The organism is Chlorobiota bacterium (assembly GCA_016710285.1).
Classification (GTDB): Bacteria; Bacteroidota; Ignavibacteria; order OLB7; family OLB7; genus OLB7.
Genome location: JADJXR010000001.1, coordinates 1,871,986 through 1,886,587, shown reverse-complemented (window position 1 = coordinate 1,886,587; position 14,602 = coordinate 1,871,986). Strand labels below are relative to the sequence as shown.

13 protein-coding genes are annotated in these 14,602 nt (G+C 58.6%); 3 read left to right on the top strand and 10 right to left on the bottom strand.

The window, feature by feature from the left end; translation table 11 throughout:
- Positions 1-102 precede the first annotated feature (102 nt).
- Both IPM61_06725 and IPM61_06720 read left to right on the top strand, forming a co-directional pair.
- Positions 103-540 (top strand): transposase family protein, encoded by a 438-nt coding sequence (locus tag IPM61_06725; GenBank protein MBK8911007.1) that lies wholly within the window; start codon positions 103-105, stop codon positions 538-540.
- Complete coding sequence (locus tag IPM61_06720; GenBank protein MBK8911006.1) at positions 525-929, top strand: transposase; 405 nt, start codon at positions 525-527, stop codon at positions 927-929. The genes IPM61_06725 and IPM61_06720 overlap by 16 nt, the downstream gene beginning before the upstream one ends.
- Here the strand turns inward: IPM61_06720 and IPM61_06715 are convergent.
- Positions 895-2,550 (bottom strand): DUF4071 domain-containing protein, encoded by a 1,656-nt coding sequence (locus IPM61_06715; protein MBK8911005.1) that lies wholly within the window; start codon positions 2,548-2,550, stop codon positions 895-897. The two genes, IPM61_06720 and IPM61_06715, sit on opposite strands and share 35 nt — an antisense overlap.
- A gap of 186 nt (positions 2,551-2,736) precedes the next feature.
- Here IPM61_06715 and IPM61_06710 point away from each other — a divergent pair, with 186 nt between their 5' ends.
- Complete coding sequence (locus IPM61_06710; GenBank protein ID MBK8911004.1) at positions 2,737-4,491, top strand: cation:proton antiporter; 1,755 nt, start codon at positions 2,737-2,739, stop codon at positions 4,489-4,491.
- 27 nt (positions 4,492-4,518) lie between these two features.
- Here IPM61_06710 and IPM61_06705 read toward each other — a convergent pair whose 3' ends face one another.
- From IPM61_06705 to IPM61_06665, 9 genes are all read right to left on the bottom strand, one after another.
- A complete protein-coding gene (locus tag IPM61_06705; GenBank protein MBK8911003.1) occupies positions 4,519-4,890 on the bottom strand; it encodes a hypothetical protein in 372 nt (123 codons plus the stop codon).
- A gap of 110 nt (positions 4,891-5,000) precedes the next feature.
- Positions 5,001-5,495: a transcription antitermination factor NusB gene (gene nusB / locus IPM61_06700; protein MBK8911002.1), complete on the bottom strand. Its 495-nt coding sequence runs from the start codon at positions 5,493-5,495 to the stop codon at positions 5,001-5,003.
- 109 nt (positions 5,496-5,604) lie between these two features.
- The gene (locus IPM61_06695; protein ID MBK8911001.1) at positions 5,605-6,669 is read right to left on the bottom strand and encodes a Glu/Leu/Phe/Val dehydrogenase; all 1,065 of its coding nucleotides are present in this window, start codon (positions 6,667-6,669) and stop codon (positions 5,605-5,607) included.
- Positions 6,670-6,828: 159 nt separating this feature from the next.
- Positions 6,829-7,749: a YdcF family protein gene (locus IPM61_06690; protein MBK8911000.1), complete on the bottom strand. Its 921-nt coding sequence runs from the start codon at positions 7,747-7,749 to the stop codon at positions 6,829-6,831.
- Positions 7,715-7,882: a hypothetical protein gene (locus IPM61_06685; protein MBK8910999.1), complete on the bottom strand. Its 168-nt coding sequence runs from the start codon at positions 7,880-7,882 to the stop codon at positions 7,715-7,717. Before IPM61_06685 ends, IPM61_06690 begins: the two co-directional genes overlap by 35 nt.
- Positions 7,883-7,907: 25 nt before the next feature.
- Positions 7,908-8,714, bottom strand: a complete 807-nt coding sequence (locus IPM61_06680) for an ABC transporter ATP-binding protein (GenBank protein ID MBK8910998.1) — start codon at positions 8,712-8,714, stop codon at positions 7,908-7,910.
- Between the two features lie 137 nt (positions 8,715-8,851).
- Positions 8,852-10,174: a TolC family protein gene (locus IPM61_06675; GenBank protein ID MBK8910997.1), complete on the bottom strand. Its 1,323-nt coding sequence runs from the start codon at positions 10,172-10,174 to the stop codon at positions 8,852-8,854.
- Positions 10,167-13,328: an efflux RND transporter permease subunit gene (locus IPM61_06670; protein MBK8910996.1), complete on the bottom strand. Its 3,162-nt coding sequence runs from the start codon at positions 13,326-13,328 to the stop codon at positions 10,167-10,169. Before IPM61_06670 ends, IPM61_06675 begins: the two co-directional genes overlap by 8 nt.
- The gene (locus tag IPM61_06665) at positions 13,325-14,437 is read right to left on the bottom strand and encodes an efflux RND transporter periplasmic adaptor subunit (protein ID MBK8910995.1); all 1,113 of its coding nucleotides are present in this window, start codon (positions 14,435-14,437) and stop codon (positions 13,325-13,327) included. Before IPM61_06665 ends, IPM61_06670 begins: the two co-directional genes overlap by 4 nt.
- Between the last annotated feature and the right edge of the window lie 165 nt (positions 14,438-14,602).

Genomic DNA, 14,602 nt, shown 5'->3' with positions numbered 1-14,602 from the left:
GCGGCGTGCTTGTTGGGCAAGCTCATCCAAACGAATAATAGACCTCTTTCAAAAGTCTAGATTACGGGTTATGTTTGGGGTCAACCAATATAAGGAAGAAGGATGCGCTACGCAGAGATTTGTGATCGTTCACCGGAACAATTTCGACGCTTAACGGGTGTGTTGCCGACAACCTTCGAGGCAATGCTCAAGGTCATTCGTGCAGCACGGCGAGAGTTTGGTCGCCCACCGAAACTGGTGTTGGCCGATCAGCTGTTGTTGACGCTGCTGTATTGGCGGGAGTATCGAGCGCAATATCACCTTGCAGCGGATTTTGGGATCAGCGAACCGACCTGCGGCCGGATCATTCGGCGAGTGGAGGATGAACTCACCCAGAGCAAAGAGTTTCAATTGCCGCAGCGTCCGCAGCCGCGAGGCGGGGACATAGAATTTGCCGTGATCGTGATCGATGCGACAGAAAGCCCGATTGAACGGCCAAAAAAAAGCAAAGGGAGTACTACAGCGGGAAGCGTGGATGCCACACAATCAAGACGCAGGTAGCCATGGCGTTGGGAAGTCGTCGGATCCTCAAGACAGAGTTTGGGGTTGGAAGCCAGCATGATTTCTCGTTATTGAAGCAGTGTGTGGGTCGGGGGTATAAGCGATTGTTGGGGAGTGGGAGTTGTTGGATGGCGGATTTGGGATATCTGGGGTTATCGAAGATCCAGAGCAACGTATGGTTGCCGCACAAGCGGCGGAAGGGGGTAGCATTAGGGGATTGGGAGAAGGAGGAGAATCGTGAGCATTCGCGGAAGCGGATCGTGATTGAGCATGTGTTTGGTCGGTTAAAGGTGTTCAAGATCATAGCGGAGAAGTATCGAAATCGTCGCAAGCGATTTGATGTGAGATTCAACCTCATCGCCGCCATCCATAATTTTGAACTCCCTTGAAAACTACTTTTGAAAGAGGTCTAATCTCAATATCCCGCCCTGCCAACCGCCAGTGGTCAATGCTGCTGGCGGTGCCGCCAACCCCATCGCCGTTTTTCCCATCCCACACCGCAAACGGAACAAGCCGCGTTTGCAACTGCTCGGACCGGATGGTGGCCAATCCATGCAGCAGAAGGTTGGTGTACTCGAACGACATGCTTCCCCCCATCATCTTTTGCAGCGACGCTGTTTGCACCTCGGTTGCTTCGCGGCAGATGCGGTCGAACCGTGCCTCCCAATTCCCTTCGGGCCGATAGCCCACGCTGTCTTCAATGAAATTTTTCCGGTTGTAGGGAAGCACCACGTGGGCCTCGCCCCCAATCTCCAGCACCGCTTCTTGGAACAGAATGTCCGACCCACACGCCAGCGATGAGTAGCCGATACCGCAGTTCAAGGCAATCAGCCGCTCGCGGATTGCTTGTTTTACTGGCCCCTCCAGCTCCGGCGGGAACCGGGGGATTGGGCGGTCCTCACGGTCAATCATGTGGCCGGCAAACACCACAACGGTGGGCAGCTGGAAATACTGGTCAATGATGTGGCGGTCCAGCTGCAAGTGGTCCATAATCAGCCAGGCGTTGCGGCGCGTGCTGTTCAGATTCCCGTACTTCCCGCGGCCAAGCTGGGCGGCTTGGCCGTACCATCCGCCCGCTTCTTCGATGTCTCCATGAATCAGCGCGGCTTCGGCAAGGGTGGCAATCAGCCAGTAGTTATTGGCGGCATCGGCGGAGCTTTCGTACTCCTGCATGCACATCTGGTGAACTTCCTGCGCTATCGTCCGGGCGTGGTCCGTATCGTTGGCCAGCAGCGCAACGGTTGCAGCGTTAATTCCGGTGTAGTAGCCGCGGTTCAATCGGTAGGCTTGGAAATAGTACCCGAACGATTGCTGCAACTGCCGTTGCCGTTCTTCTGGGTCCCGGGCTTGTTGCCACAGGTCTTTGTGGGTTCGGGCAAGCAGCCCCAGGGTCTCCTCGTCGGTGTTTCCTTCCTGATGCAGTTGCAGCAGTATGGCGTTGGCTTTGTCGGTTGCTCCGCTGCGGGAAAGTGCCAGCGCGTTCAGTTGGCGCATTCGCACATCGGTGGGCCAATACTCCAGCCCCTCGCTGACGACATCGTAGGCAAGGATCGGTTCGCCAAGGTCAAGAATTCGCTTGCCAAGAATCCGGTAGATGTTCGGGTAGCGCGCCCATTGCTCCGTTTTCCGCGCACGCCATAACGCCAGCAACGACCCCAAATTCCCCGCCGAAGATTGCGCAAGCTGCTCCAGAATAATGTTCGGCTCCTCGGCCTCCGGCTCCTCCTCCTTGTGGTCATTGGCTTGCGGCTGCAGCGTGTAGCCCAGCGCCACCACTGCACGCAAAGCATCAACGGCGCGGGCAACGGCTTGGGCGCGTTCCTCCTCATCAAGGTCGTCGTACAGATCGGCTTCGGATTGGTAGTGGGAAGGGTGATCCCTGGCAATAACCGATTCCGCCACCCACAGCTGGGGTGCCGAGCGAACCAGCTGTTCGGCAAGTGCGATGATCCGCTCAAGCCATTCCTGGTTCAGCAGATCGGTGCCGGCGGTATGGGGAGTTGATGGCATAATAGGGGCGCAAACTACGCCACGGAACGCGGGCACGCAAGCAACGGGAACGATCTTCTTTCCTCCCAACTCTTGCTCAACTTCCTGAGAATGCCGTTATTGGGTCTTCTGCTCCGATGCTTCGGCAGGAACAGGCCGAATGGCGCGACCTTCCCTCTCTCTCTCTCTATCTCTCAATACCATTTCATGCACGGACACACCGACCTTCTTGCCAGCATTGGCATCTGCGTGGCTGCCGCCGCAGTGCTTGCGTTCCTTGCCCACCGAACCAAACAACCGCTGATCCTTGCCTACCTGCTTGCCGGGGTGCTGATTGGCCCAGAGGTTGGGTTCAAATTGGTGGAGGACCGCGACAGCATCCACACCGTTGCCGAGATTGGATTGATCTTGCTGCTGTTCATCATCGGGTTGGAGATTGACCTGAAGAAACTGCTTGCCGCCGGCAAAGCCGTAATCTTTCCCGGCATCTTTCAGTTCCCAATCACTGTGGGGCTGGGGTTGGGGTTCTTTGCGCTGTTGGGGTATGGAATGGGCCAAGGGAACTTCAGCCTTCTCTACTTGGCGATTTGCGTGGGCCTAAGCAGCACCATGATTGTGGTGAAACTCCTGTACGACAAGTTCGAGCTTGACACCCTGCCCGGGCGCATCACCCTGGGGGTGCTGGTGTTCCAGGACATCTGGGCAATCCTTGTTCTGGCCCTGCAGCCGAACTTGCTGAACCCAGAATTGCTCCCGCTGCTGAAGTCCGTTGGCATGGGGATTTTGCTGGTGGCGGTGGCGCTGGGGGCAAGCAAGTATGTGCTTCCGGCACTCTTCAAATCGGTGGCAAAGTCGCCGGAGATTGTGCTGGTGGCCTCGCTGGCGTGGTGCTTCATTTTGGCGGGCGCGGCAAACTACGCGGGCCTCTCGCGGGAGATGGGAGCGTTGATTGCGGGGGTCAGCATCAGCACCTTCCCGTACAACTTGGACGTGATCGCCAAGGTCCTCAGCATCCGCGATTTCTTCGTGACCCTCTTCTTTGTGGCGTTGGGGATGCAGATCCCGATCCCAACTGCCGAGATGATTATCGTGGCGTTGGCGGCTTCGCTCTTCCTGATCCTCACCCGTTTCTTCAGCGTCTTCCCAATCCTGTACCGCCTGAGAATGGGCCACCGGGTCAGCATCATTCCTTCCATCAACTTGGCGCAGATCAGCGAGTTCGCCATTGTGATTGCCTCGCTGGGGTTGGCCTTCCAGCATATTGATAGCGGCATCGTCAGCATCATCATTTTCATCTTTGCCTTCACCTCCGTTGGCTCCACCTACCTGATTGGCTACAGCCACCGGTTGCAGGGAACAATCTCCGGCTGGATGAAACGCATTGGCCTGAAAGACCTGGACGACGGCAACCCGAACGCCCACGAGGAGGAAGAAGGAAGCCACGCCGAACGGTCCATCATTATGCTTGGATTTTTCCGCCAAGCCAGCGCGCTGTTGCATGAGTTGGAGAAGCAATCAAGCGATGACGGGCGAAGCCCACTGGTGGAGAAGTTGCTGGTGATTGACTTCAACCCGCAGGTGATTAACGAGCTGAACCGGCGCGGCGTGGCCTGCCTGTACGGCGACGTTGCCCACATGGACACGCTGCAACACGCCCATATTGACCACGCCGACCTTGTCCTTTCCACCATCCCCGACACCATCCTGAAAGGGACCAACAACACCCGGATTTTGCGGACAGCACGCCAGCTATGCCCCCACGCAGCGGTGATTGTTGCTGCCGACCGCATCAGCCAAGCGTTGCAACTGTACGAAGCTGGTGCCGATTTTGTGTTCGAGGTTCACGTCTATTCCGCTTCGCAAATGGCAGGGGTGATTGAGCAGGGCCTGCGCGAAGGGTTCGAGGATTTGCGTGCAGCGGCATTGGAAGAACTGCGCCAACGGAACGAGGTGCTGGGATAACCGCGCCGCGCCCCCTGGTGGCAGCGGCTACTGCCAACGGAATCGGAAATCGCTGATGGTGGTGTCGCGGCTGGTGGCGGTAAGCTGGCAGAAGTAGGAAATCTGGCGGTTGTCGGCAAAGGTGATCCGGTACTGAAGGCGGTGATGCTCCACCCCTGCGGTGGATTCGTCGGACGCAACCTCGTTGCTGACCAACTCAACCGAAGCTGGTTGGCTGCCGTTGAAGTACGCAACCACCGCCGCAAGGGAATCGGAAGCGGCCAAGAGTTTTGCCTTGCCGCTTACGGCCCGGTCCATCATCTGCGTATCCTGCTGGATGACGCTGTGCAAGAACTGCCGGGCAATGCTATCCACCGGCGACGCGCCCCGGGTGTACTCCGGATTGGAGCAGCCGGACACCAGAAGCAGCAGCAGTATGAAGTGTGGAAAACGCAAAGGAGAGGGAGACAGAGAGAACGAAGATGTTCGGGCAGTTTGGTTTGCGTGCGGTTGCGCGGCGAAGGCTTGGTTTATTCGTGATCGAGCAATCCCCGCCCCGATTTTTTGAAGCGGCCTTCTTTTTTCAGTTTGGCTATCACACCATCCAACACACCATTCAGGAATATCCCCGATTTATCGGTGGAGTAGCGTTTGGCGATTTCAATCACCTCGTTAATCGTGACGCGGGCAGGGATTTCGGGGAAGTACAGAATCTCGGTAATCGCCATCCGAAGCAGAACTTTATCAATGGGGGCAATCCGGGAAAAGTCCCAATTCTCCGCCAGCGAACGGATGATGGCATCAAGCTCGGTAAGATTGTTGACAACCCGACGCAGCAGGTCCTGGGCAAACTCCATCAGCACGCTGTCGCCTTTCAATTCTGGCTGCACAATCTGCATTGCCAAAAACTCCACTGGTTCCCCGCCATGCTCACGGCCAAGCTCGTGGGCATACAGCGTTTGCATCACCCGCTCGCGCACCAATCGCCGCGTGGCGGGTGTGGGTTGGATGTCGTCGTCGTTCATCAGCGAGTATGTTGTCAAAGGGGTTGTTCGGTTAATGGTTGTCGGAAAAAGGCGGAGCGGCGGATGGGAAGTTGGGGGGCGGATAAGCAATCACCCGCCCCCACACTTTTTACACGTGCCGCTGTTTGATATGCCCGATTGCGTTGATTCGCTCTTCTGCTAAACGATCGGATGCCTCAACGGTTAGTATCCCCTGGGCTTCGCTTACCTTCAAGATATTTTCCACGATTCCATAGATGCTTTCGGCGCGGAGCAGTGCCCGCTCGCGCGAGTAGCCTTCAAGCTCCAACGCCACGTTCATCAGCCCGCCGGCATTAATCACATAATCGGGGATATACAAGATTCCACGCTCGCGCAAGATTGGGGCGTGGCGTGCGGGGTCGTCCAGCTGGTTGTTGGCCCCGCCGGCAATCACCCGTGCGTGAAGCCGGGGGATGGTGTCGTCGTTGATGCAAGCCCCCAACGCGCATGGGGCAAAGATGTCGCAATCAACGTCGTAGATCGCTTCCGGCGCAACGGTGGCAACGCCGTGGTCGGCCACCAACTGCTGGACCTTGTCGTCGTAGATGTCCGACACGGTGACCTTTGCCCCCTCGTGAACCAGATGTGCAATCAAGTGGCTGGCGACGTTCCCCGCCCCTTGCACCGCAATTTTGCGCCGCTGCAGCGAGTCGTTCCCGAACGCTTTTTTCGCTGCCGCTTTGATTCCATGATAGACGCCGTAGGCAGTGAACGGCGAGGGGTCGCCGCTTCCCCCGGCACTGTTCACCCCGGTGACGTAGTTGGTTTCCATCCGCACCCATGCCATGTCGGCAACGGAGGTCCCAACGTCTTCGGCTGTGATGTAACGCCCCCCCAACCCTTGCACAAACCGCCCGAACGAACGGAAGAGAGCCTCGGACTTATTGCGGCGCGAATCGCCAATAATCACCGCCTTCCCTCCCCCCAAATTCAGCCCGGAAATGGCGGCCTTGTAGGTCATCCCACGCGAAAGCCGCAGCACGTCCTCGCGCGCGGCGCTGTCGGATTTGTAATGCCACATTCGGGTTCCCCCAAGCGCGGGTCCCAGCGTGGTGTTGTGAATAGCGATAATTGCCCGCAACCCAGAAACGGGGTCCGAGCAGAAGACCACTTGCTCGTGGCCATACTCTACCATTGAATCAAGAAGAGCCATGTTGGAAATCGGTTATCGGTTATCGGTTGCCGGTTAATGGGCCCAATCCACACACTGTTGGCGGATCAATCAGGAACGGTGCATACTCTGATTTTTTTTCACCCTTAGGTTGACCCGTAGGCTTGGCCTTCAGGTTTGTCATTCACACAGGTTGCACACTCAGCTTCCAAACATCCAGTAAAGAATCAGCGCAAGGCTTTCGCGGACGTGATACAGAACCAAATTTTGCGGCCCCAACGGAGATTCGGAGGAAACGCCACGCGCCTTGATTCCGTTGAAGGCGCAGATTTCCAATGCCCGTTTCAGATGGAACTGATCGCTGACGATAATGAAGGTGTTCCACCGCTGCTTCTGCATCAGCTGGTCGCGAATGTACAGGATTTGCTCCACCGTGGAGTTGGTGTGGGCCTCCATCACAATCCTTGAGGGATCCACCCCCAACGCCACCAACGCACGGCGCGCAACTTCGGCTTCCGGCAGCTCGCTTGGGGCGCTTCCCCCGGTGACCACAAGGAACTGCACAACGCCATCGTTCAGCAGGTCGTAGCCACGGTTCACCCGTTCGCGCAGGACCGGGCTTGGCCGGTTCCCGCTCCAGACCGCCGCGCCCAGTATCACCCCGGCATCGTACTGCTGCCGTGGGACCTCATCCACCTGTGGACCGATTGGGCTGGTCAGCACCATCGCAATCACCACCACCAGCACTGCGGCCATGATGCCAACGCCCAAACACAACGTGAAGAACGCCTTCCGCCAAGCGGAAACTCCATTCCGCAGCGGACGCAACCACACGGCAAACCCCGCCAGCGCGAACGCTTTCGCCCCCAAGTATCCGCCGAACAGATATGGCTGGCTGGCCGGGGCAATCATCGGCGCGGCCAACAGCGCGGCCAACGTGACGATCGAGGTTCCAGCAGCCGTTGCGGCCAATCCGCGCCGGTGCAAATGGCGCACGCACGCCAACGTCAGGAACAGCAATATAAACGGCAATGCCAGGAAGAAACCATAAACGTTTGCTTCACGGGTAAAATCGAACAACTGCGGCTCAAGGCGTTGCGCGGTGTAGCGAAGGCTCGTCATCTGCAACATCGCCCCGAACTCCGCCACCGCCGCCAACAGAAATAACCACCACTTGCCCGCTGACGAGGATGCTGATGGTGATGCTGGCGGCGACACTGGCAATGGCGACGCAGAACGATTCTTCCCCATCCATTTCCAACGGAGTGCTCTTTTCTCCATCACCTCTGTTCCCCTCCCTCCCCCGGCAGAGCATAGCGATACTGGACCGCAGGGCGTTCGCCGTAGGCGTTCGGCTGCACTTGGACCTGGACCCCAAACGCTTCGGAAAGGGGTTCGGGGCGGAGCACTTCTTGGGGCGTTCCTTGCATCAGAACGCGCCCATCCGACATAATTGCAAGGGAGTCGCAAAAGGTGGAGGCAAGATTGAGGTCGTGGATCGAAGCAACAACGCACAAGCCGTTAGCGGTGGCGCGTTGGCGAAGGGTGGTCATCACGCTTACTTGGCGGGCGATATCAAGGTGGGCGTTTGGTTCGTCCAGCAGCAGCGTGCCGCACCCCTGCGCCAGCGATTTGGCAACCAGCGCACGCTGAAGTTCCCCGCCGGAAAGCTGAGTAATCGGCTCGTGGCGCAGCGATTGAAGGTCCATCAAGGCAATGGCTTCCTCGGTGGCGGCGATATCCGCCTGGGACTCGAACCCGATAGCAAGGCTGCGGTGGGGAAGCCGCCCCAGCATCACCAATTGCTCCACGGTGTAGCCAAACGCTGGGGCGTAGCTTTGCGGGACCCAAGCAATGCGGCGGGCGCGTTCGGTTGGGGTGTAGGATTGCAGCGGTTGGCCATCAAGCAAAATGCTCCCTTCCTGGGGGGGAAGGATGCCGCACAGAAGTTTCAGCAGTGTGGTTTTGCCGGAACCATTGCCGCCGATCAGCCCAACAAGCTGGCCATTGCTGGCAGCGATTGTTGCCCGTTGAATGCCAAAGCGCCGGCCATACCGAAAGGTGATATTGCTCCCCGAAATCGCCATTGGCGGCGAAGTTAGCAGAAAATGGGAACCCACGCGGGAACCGGGCGATTATTCCTGAGCCAGAACCGGGGCAATGACCCGCTGACCCAAACGCCCGGTGGCCCCGCATTCCACAGCTTCTATCCGCCGCTGCCGGGCTACTTCAACCGCCCGCTTAATCGCAGCAGGTCCACTTGGCTTAGGTAGGCATCATACTGCGCGGCAAGCAGGCGCCAGCGGGCTTCGGTTACGGAGGTTTGCGCCTGGCGTAGCTCCAGCGCGATCACCGTCCCAACGTTGAATCGCTCCTGGGCAATCTCCAAACTCTGTTCCGCAATCCCCACGTTTTCGCGCTCCAACTTCACCAACTCCAACCGGCTGCGCCACGTGGTGAATGCCTGCGCCAGCTGGGAAGCCACCGCACGCTCGGCATCCTGATACTCCACCTCCGCTGCCTCGATTGCAATCTGCGCGTTCTCCGTTTGGCGGCTGGTGTTGAACCCGTCGAACAGGTTCAGCGATGCGGTTGCGCCGTAGGTTAGCCCGTTGGTGGTGCTGCTGCTGATGAAGCTGGCTTCGGCACTGCTTCCGGCAATGTTGTATCCCAGGCTTAGCCCCAATCGGGGGTAGTAGCCGGCGCGGGCTTGGTCCATTCCCAAACCCGCAAGCTGGCGGGCAATCTGCGCCGAACGCAAGCGGCGGTTGTTGGCCAGTGCTTCCTGGCGAAGCAGGTTCTCATCAAACGATTCATCCAGAACAACGGTGTCGGGAACGGAGAAATCGGCGGCGGGATCGCGGGCAAGCAGAAGGTTCAGCGCGGCTTTCGCGTTCCGCAGCATCGCCTCCTGGCGCAAGGCTGCCGAGCGGTCGCTGTTCAAATCAACCTTTGCCGGAAGAAGCTCACGTTTGGAGTTCTCGCCAACCTCATACTTCATCTCCACCAACCGCAATCGTTCTTCGGACATGGCAACCGACTGGCGCAGCACCCGCAACTGCTGCTGCTGGCGTTGGACGTCGTACCAGGCCACCGCCACCCGCCACGCAAGGTCCTCGGCCACCGATTCCAATCCGGCGTTGGCAAGCTCCTCCCGCTTCTGCAGCTGCTGGTAGGTGTTGAACATTCGGAAGCCATCGAACGCGGTCCAGCTTACCCCAACGCCGGCGTTGTAGTTGGTGGCGGTTGCCCCGCTGCGGCGCACCACTTCCCCGGTGCGGTACTCCTGGTCCGTGTTGGTGACGCTTCCGCCATAGCCGGCGGTGGCATCAACGCTTGGCAGGAATCCGGCGTTGCCACGGGTGGCATTGTTTTGGGCAATCGCCACGTCGGATTCGGCAAGGCGGATTGCGGCGTTGTTCTGGCGGGCAAGCTGCTGCGCTTGCTCCAGCGTCAAGATTTCTTGCGAACGCACCGTGGCTGGCATGGCGCACAGGCCGGTAGCAATGGCCGCCACCGCAGCAATCAAGCTCCAGGGTTTACGCATCGTAGCCCCCTCCTTGCCGGGCTGCAAGCACCGGGCGGGGAAGCGTGGAAACTCCATTCTGTGGTGGAGTGGGGCCGTTGGGCGTTGCGTCGTCGGGCGTTGCGTCGTCGCGCAGGTGAAGTTGAACGTGTTTGCGGGTTAAATAGGAATAGATTGCCGGGATAACGTACAGCGTCAGGAAACTGCTGAAGATCAGCCCGCCAACAACGGCAATCCCCATCGAGACACGGCTTTCGGCACCGCCGCCAAGCGCAAGGGCAATGGGGAGCGTGCCAAGAATGGTGGAGAAACTGGTCATCAAGATTGGGCGGAACCGCGCCGTGGATGCGTCAATAATCGCCTCCATCACCTTCAGCCCATCCTCCTTCCGCTGGTTGGCGAACTCCACAATCAGAATGCCGTTTTTTGTCACCAATCCCACCAGCATGATGATCCCAATTTGGCTGAAGATGTTCAGCGTTTGGCCGAAGTACCACAGCGAGATCACCGCCCCGGCCAGCGCCAACGGAACCGTCAGCAGAATGATGAACGGGTCGCGGAAACTCTCGAACTGCGCGGCCAATGTTAGATACACCAACACCAACGCCAGCAGAAACGCAAACAGGATGGTGGACGAGCTGTCGGCAAAGTCGCGGCTGCTTCCGGCAAGGTCCGTGCTGAAGGAAGGGTCCAGCGTGCGTGCGGCAATCGCCTGCATTGCCTTGATCCCATCGGCAATGGTTTTCCCGGGCGCAGGGTCCGCCGAAACCGTTGCCGAAACGTAGCGGTTGTAGCGGAACAGCTGCGGCGGGTTGCTTTGCTCGGTCATCGTCACCACATTGTCAAGCTGAACAAGCTCGCCGTTGCTGGCGCGCACGCCAAGCGAGCGAAGGTCCAGCGGCCTCATCCGGCTTTCTGGCGTAAGCTGGCCAATCACCTGGTACTGTTTTCCTTCCTTGATGAAGTATCCAATCCGCTGCTCGCTTAAGGCCAGCTGCAAGGTCTGCGCAACGTCCATCACCGAGACGCCCAGCGTCCGGGCTTTCTCGCGGTTGATCTCGATCCGCAGCTCCGGCTTGTTGAATTTTAGATTAACATCCACAAAGCGGAAGGCGGGGTTCTTGCGGGCTTCCTCCAAAAATTTGGGCAACGCTTCGCGCAGCTTCTGAAGCGTTGATGCCTGGATCACAAACTGGACCGGCAACCCAGACCTACGGTCGCCAATGGTTGCTTCTTGCGCGGCGAACGCCCGCGCGCCGCTCAGCATCGGAAGGGTGCGCGCCAAAAGGTCGGCGATTTGTTGCTGGGTGCGCTGGCGCTGGTCCGGGGGTTGCAGGATCAAGTTGACAAACCCCATGTTGTTCGACCCGATAAACCCGGGTGAGGTGACGGTGATTGCCGCCGAGCGTTCGGGGATGCTGTCGGCAATCAGTTGCTCCAACTCCTTCATGTAGCCTTCCATGTAGGTGTAGGTTGCCCCTTCCTGAGCAAGGGCCGTAATCCTCATTCGGCTGCGGTCCTCAAGCGGGGCAAGCTCCGATTTCAACCCGCTTCCCAGCCACCACGTGATCGCGGCAATGGCAAGGATGATTGGGACCGCAAGCCAGCGGTGGCGCATGAAGGTCTCAAGGCTGTTGCGGTAGCCGGTGGTCAGCTTCTGGAAGAACGGTTCGGTTGCGCGGTAGAATCGGTTGTGCGCCCCGGACTTGATGATCCGCGTGCTCAGCATCGGGGTCAGCGTTAGCGCAACAAACGCGCTGATAATCACCGACCCAGCAACCACCACGCCGAACTCGGTGAACAACCGCCCGGTAAGCCCTTCCAAAAACAGGAGCGGCATGAACACCGCCGCAAGGGAGACCGTGGTGGCAATCACCGCAAGGAAAATCTCCTTGGCCCCGGCAATTCCTGCCTGCATCGGGGGCATTCCTTGCTCAATTTTGGCGTAGATATTTTCCAGCACCACAATGGCATCGTCCACCACAAGGCCAATCGCCAGCACGATTCCCAGCATCGTCAGAACATTGATGGAGAACCCAGCAACCGACATGATGAAGAACGTTCCGATAAGCGAAACCGGGATTGCCAGCACGGGGATAATCGTGGTCCGCCAATCGCGCAAAAACAGGAAGATGATGCAGGCCACCAACACAAACGCAATGCCGATGGTCTCCACCACTTCGGTGATAGATTGGCGGATATAGACGGTGGTGTCGAACCCGATGTCAATCTTGATATCATCGGGGATATCAGCCTTGATATGCTCCAATCGCTTATAGACCTCATCGGCAATGGCCACGTTGTTGGCCCCCGGTTGCGGGAAGATTGCCAGCCCCACCAACGGGGTCCCGTTGCGGCGCAAACTGGTGCGGATATTCTCGGCAGTAAGCTCGGCATATCCAACATCGCGCAGCCGCACGTTCCTTCCTTTGGCCGAGCGGAGAATCAGGTTATTGAACTGCGCCGGCGTTTCAATCCGCCCTTGCGTCCGCACCGAAAGTTCAACGCTGTTCCCTTCCACCTTTCCGCTGGGAAGCTCCACGTTTTCGGCAGCAATCGCTGCGCGAATGTCCTGCGGGGTAAGGCCGTAGGCAGCAAGCCGCGCGGGGTCGAGCGAGATACGCATGGCATATTTCTTCTCCCCCCAGATATTGATCTCGCTAACCCCGGGAACAGTTTGCAACTGCTCCTTGAAAACATTGTTGACGATGCCGTTGATGTCCAACGGGTCGCGGGTCGCGCTCTCGATGGTGATAAACAGGATTGGGTTTGCGTCGGCATCGGCTTTGGCAACGGTGGGGGGGTCCGCATCGGGGGGAAGGTTCCGCACCGCACGCGAGACACGGTCGCGGACATCGTTTGCGGCGGCCTCAAGGTCCTGGTCAATGGTAAACTCCACGGTGATCTGGCTGCGGCTGTCGCGGCTGGTGGAGGTGATGGCCCGCACGCCGGAGATACCGTTGATGGAGGCTTCCAACGGCTCGGTGATCTGCGATTCGATCACATCGGCATTGGCCCCGGCGTAGCTGGTGGTGACGGTGACGATTGGCGGATCCACCGCCGGATACTCCCGAACGCCAAGCTGGAAGAACCCGATAACACCAAACAGAACGATGATGATGGAAAGAACAATGGAAAGCACCGGGCGGCGGATGCTGACGGTGGAAAGACTCATGGCTGCCCCCCTTGCGCTCCGCTGGTGACCTGGGTGAACCGAAGCCCCGAACCAGGCCGAACCGACAGCACACCGCTGGTGATGACGGTGTCGCCGGGCTGCACCCCCTCCAGCACCTGCACCATCGCATCGGTGCGGACGCCGGCTTTAATCGGTTTGGGAACCGCTTTCCCATCTTTGGCGATGAAGACCTTCTGCCCGTTGGCTTCTGGGATCACCGCCTCGGCAGGGACCAGCAACGCCGCCGCACTGCTTCCAACAGGAAGGGAAACCTGCGCAAAAGCCCCGGGCTGAACTTCGCCATCGGCGTTTGGAGCCTGGGCCCGCACCAGCAATGTTCGGGTGGTTGGGTCAATCATCGGCTCGGAAGCAAACACCCGCGCGCGGAACCGCTGGTCGTTCCCCTGAATCGTGAACGAGACTTCGGTCCCGGGTTCCATCAGCCCCGCATAATGCTCGGGGACGGCAAACTCCACTTTAATGGGGTCAACGCTGTACAAGGTTGCGATTGGGGTGGAAGGGGAGATATAGCTTCCATCGCTGATGGCGCGCAAGCCGATGCGCCCGGCAAACGGTGCACGCAGCTCGGTGCGGGCAATTTGGGCGCGGATCAGCTCAAGCTCGGCAGTGGCGGTGTTTAGCTCGCTTGCGGCCACGTCATACTCCGCTTGGCTGACGGCTTCCTTTTGCAGAAGCTGGCGTTGGCGGCGTTCTTTGGCGGCCAGCAGTTCCTGGCGGTAGGTGGCTTGCTTCAGCTGGGCCTGCAATTCTTGGTCGTTGATTTTCACCAGCAGCGCCCCTTTGCCCACGAGCCTTCCCTCGCTAAAATTCAGGCCCACCACCCGCCCCGACACCTCGCTGCGAAGCTCCACCGACTCGTTCGCGATGATCGTTCCCGGGACCATCATCCCCCCATCAAGATTCTGCTGGGAAACCACAAAGCCTTTCACACTCACGGCTTGCCCGCCCCCTTTCTGCCCCCCCGAAGCCCCCGCCGAAGCGATTGCTGCTTCTTCTTTTTTCAGGGAGATGATTTTGGGGATAGCTAAAGCAGCAACGCCAGCCAGCACCACGGTGCCGATGATGATTCGTTTCGTCAGTTTGGTCATAAGGGAATTAGGAGAGCGTAGAGAGAGAACGCAAGAGGAGCTATCTGAAGTAGCACGCGATGGTTTCCTGACGAACGGGAAGGGTAGGGATTATGAAATACAGTTGTTGCAACAAGAAAACAGATTGCATCGGCGTAAAAATGGTGCGTGCGACTTGCTGCTCCA

Excerpts from the sequence above, each read along its gene's own strand:
- IPM61_06670 (MBK8910996.1), bottom strand. The coding sequence starts at position 13,328 with ATGAGTCTTTCCACCGTCAGCATCCGCCGCCCGGTGCTTTCCATTGTT.
- IPM61_06675 (MBK8910997.1), bottom strand. The coding sequence starts at position 10,174 with ATGCGTAAACCCTGGAGCTTGATTGCTGCGGTGGCGGCCATTGCTACC.
- IPM61_06665 (MBK8910995.1), bottom strand. The coding sequence starts at position 14,437 with ATGACCAAACTGACGAAACGAATCATCATCGGCACCGTGGTGCTGGCT.
- nusB (MBK8911002.1), bottom strand. The coding sequence starts at position 5,495 with ATGAACGACGACGACATCCAACCCACACCCGCCACGCGGCGATTGGTG.
- IPM61_06695 (MBK8911001.1), bottom strand. The coding sequence starts at position 6,669 with ATGGCTCTTCTTGATTCAATGGTAGAGTATGGCCACGAGCAAGTGGTC.
- IPM61_06685 (MBK8910999.1), bottom strand. The coding sequence starts at position 7,882 with ATGGATGGGGAAGAATCGTTCTGCGTCGCCATTGCCAGTGTCGCCGCC.
- IPM61_06715 (MBK8911005.1), bottom strand. The coding sequence starts at position 2,550 with ATGCCATCAACTCCCCATACCGCCGGCACCGATCTGCTGAACCAGGAA.
- IPM61_06725 (MBK8911007.1), top strand. The coding sequence starts at position 103 with ATGCGCTACGCAGAGATTTGTGATCGTTCACCGGAACAATTTCGACGC.
- IPM61_06710 (MBK8911004.1), top strand. The coding sequence starts at position 2,737 with ATGCACGGACACACCGACCTTCTTGCCAGCATTGGCATCTGCGTGGCT.
- IPM61_06680 (MBK8910998.1), bottom strand. The coding sequence starts at position 8,714 with ATGGCGATTTCGGGGAGCAATATCACCTTTCGGTATGGCCGGCGCTTT.
- IPM61_06690 (MBK8911000.1), bottom strand. The coding sequence starts at position 7,749 with ATGACGAGCCTTCGCTACACCGCGCAACGCCTTGAGCCGCAGTTGTTC.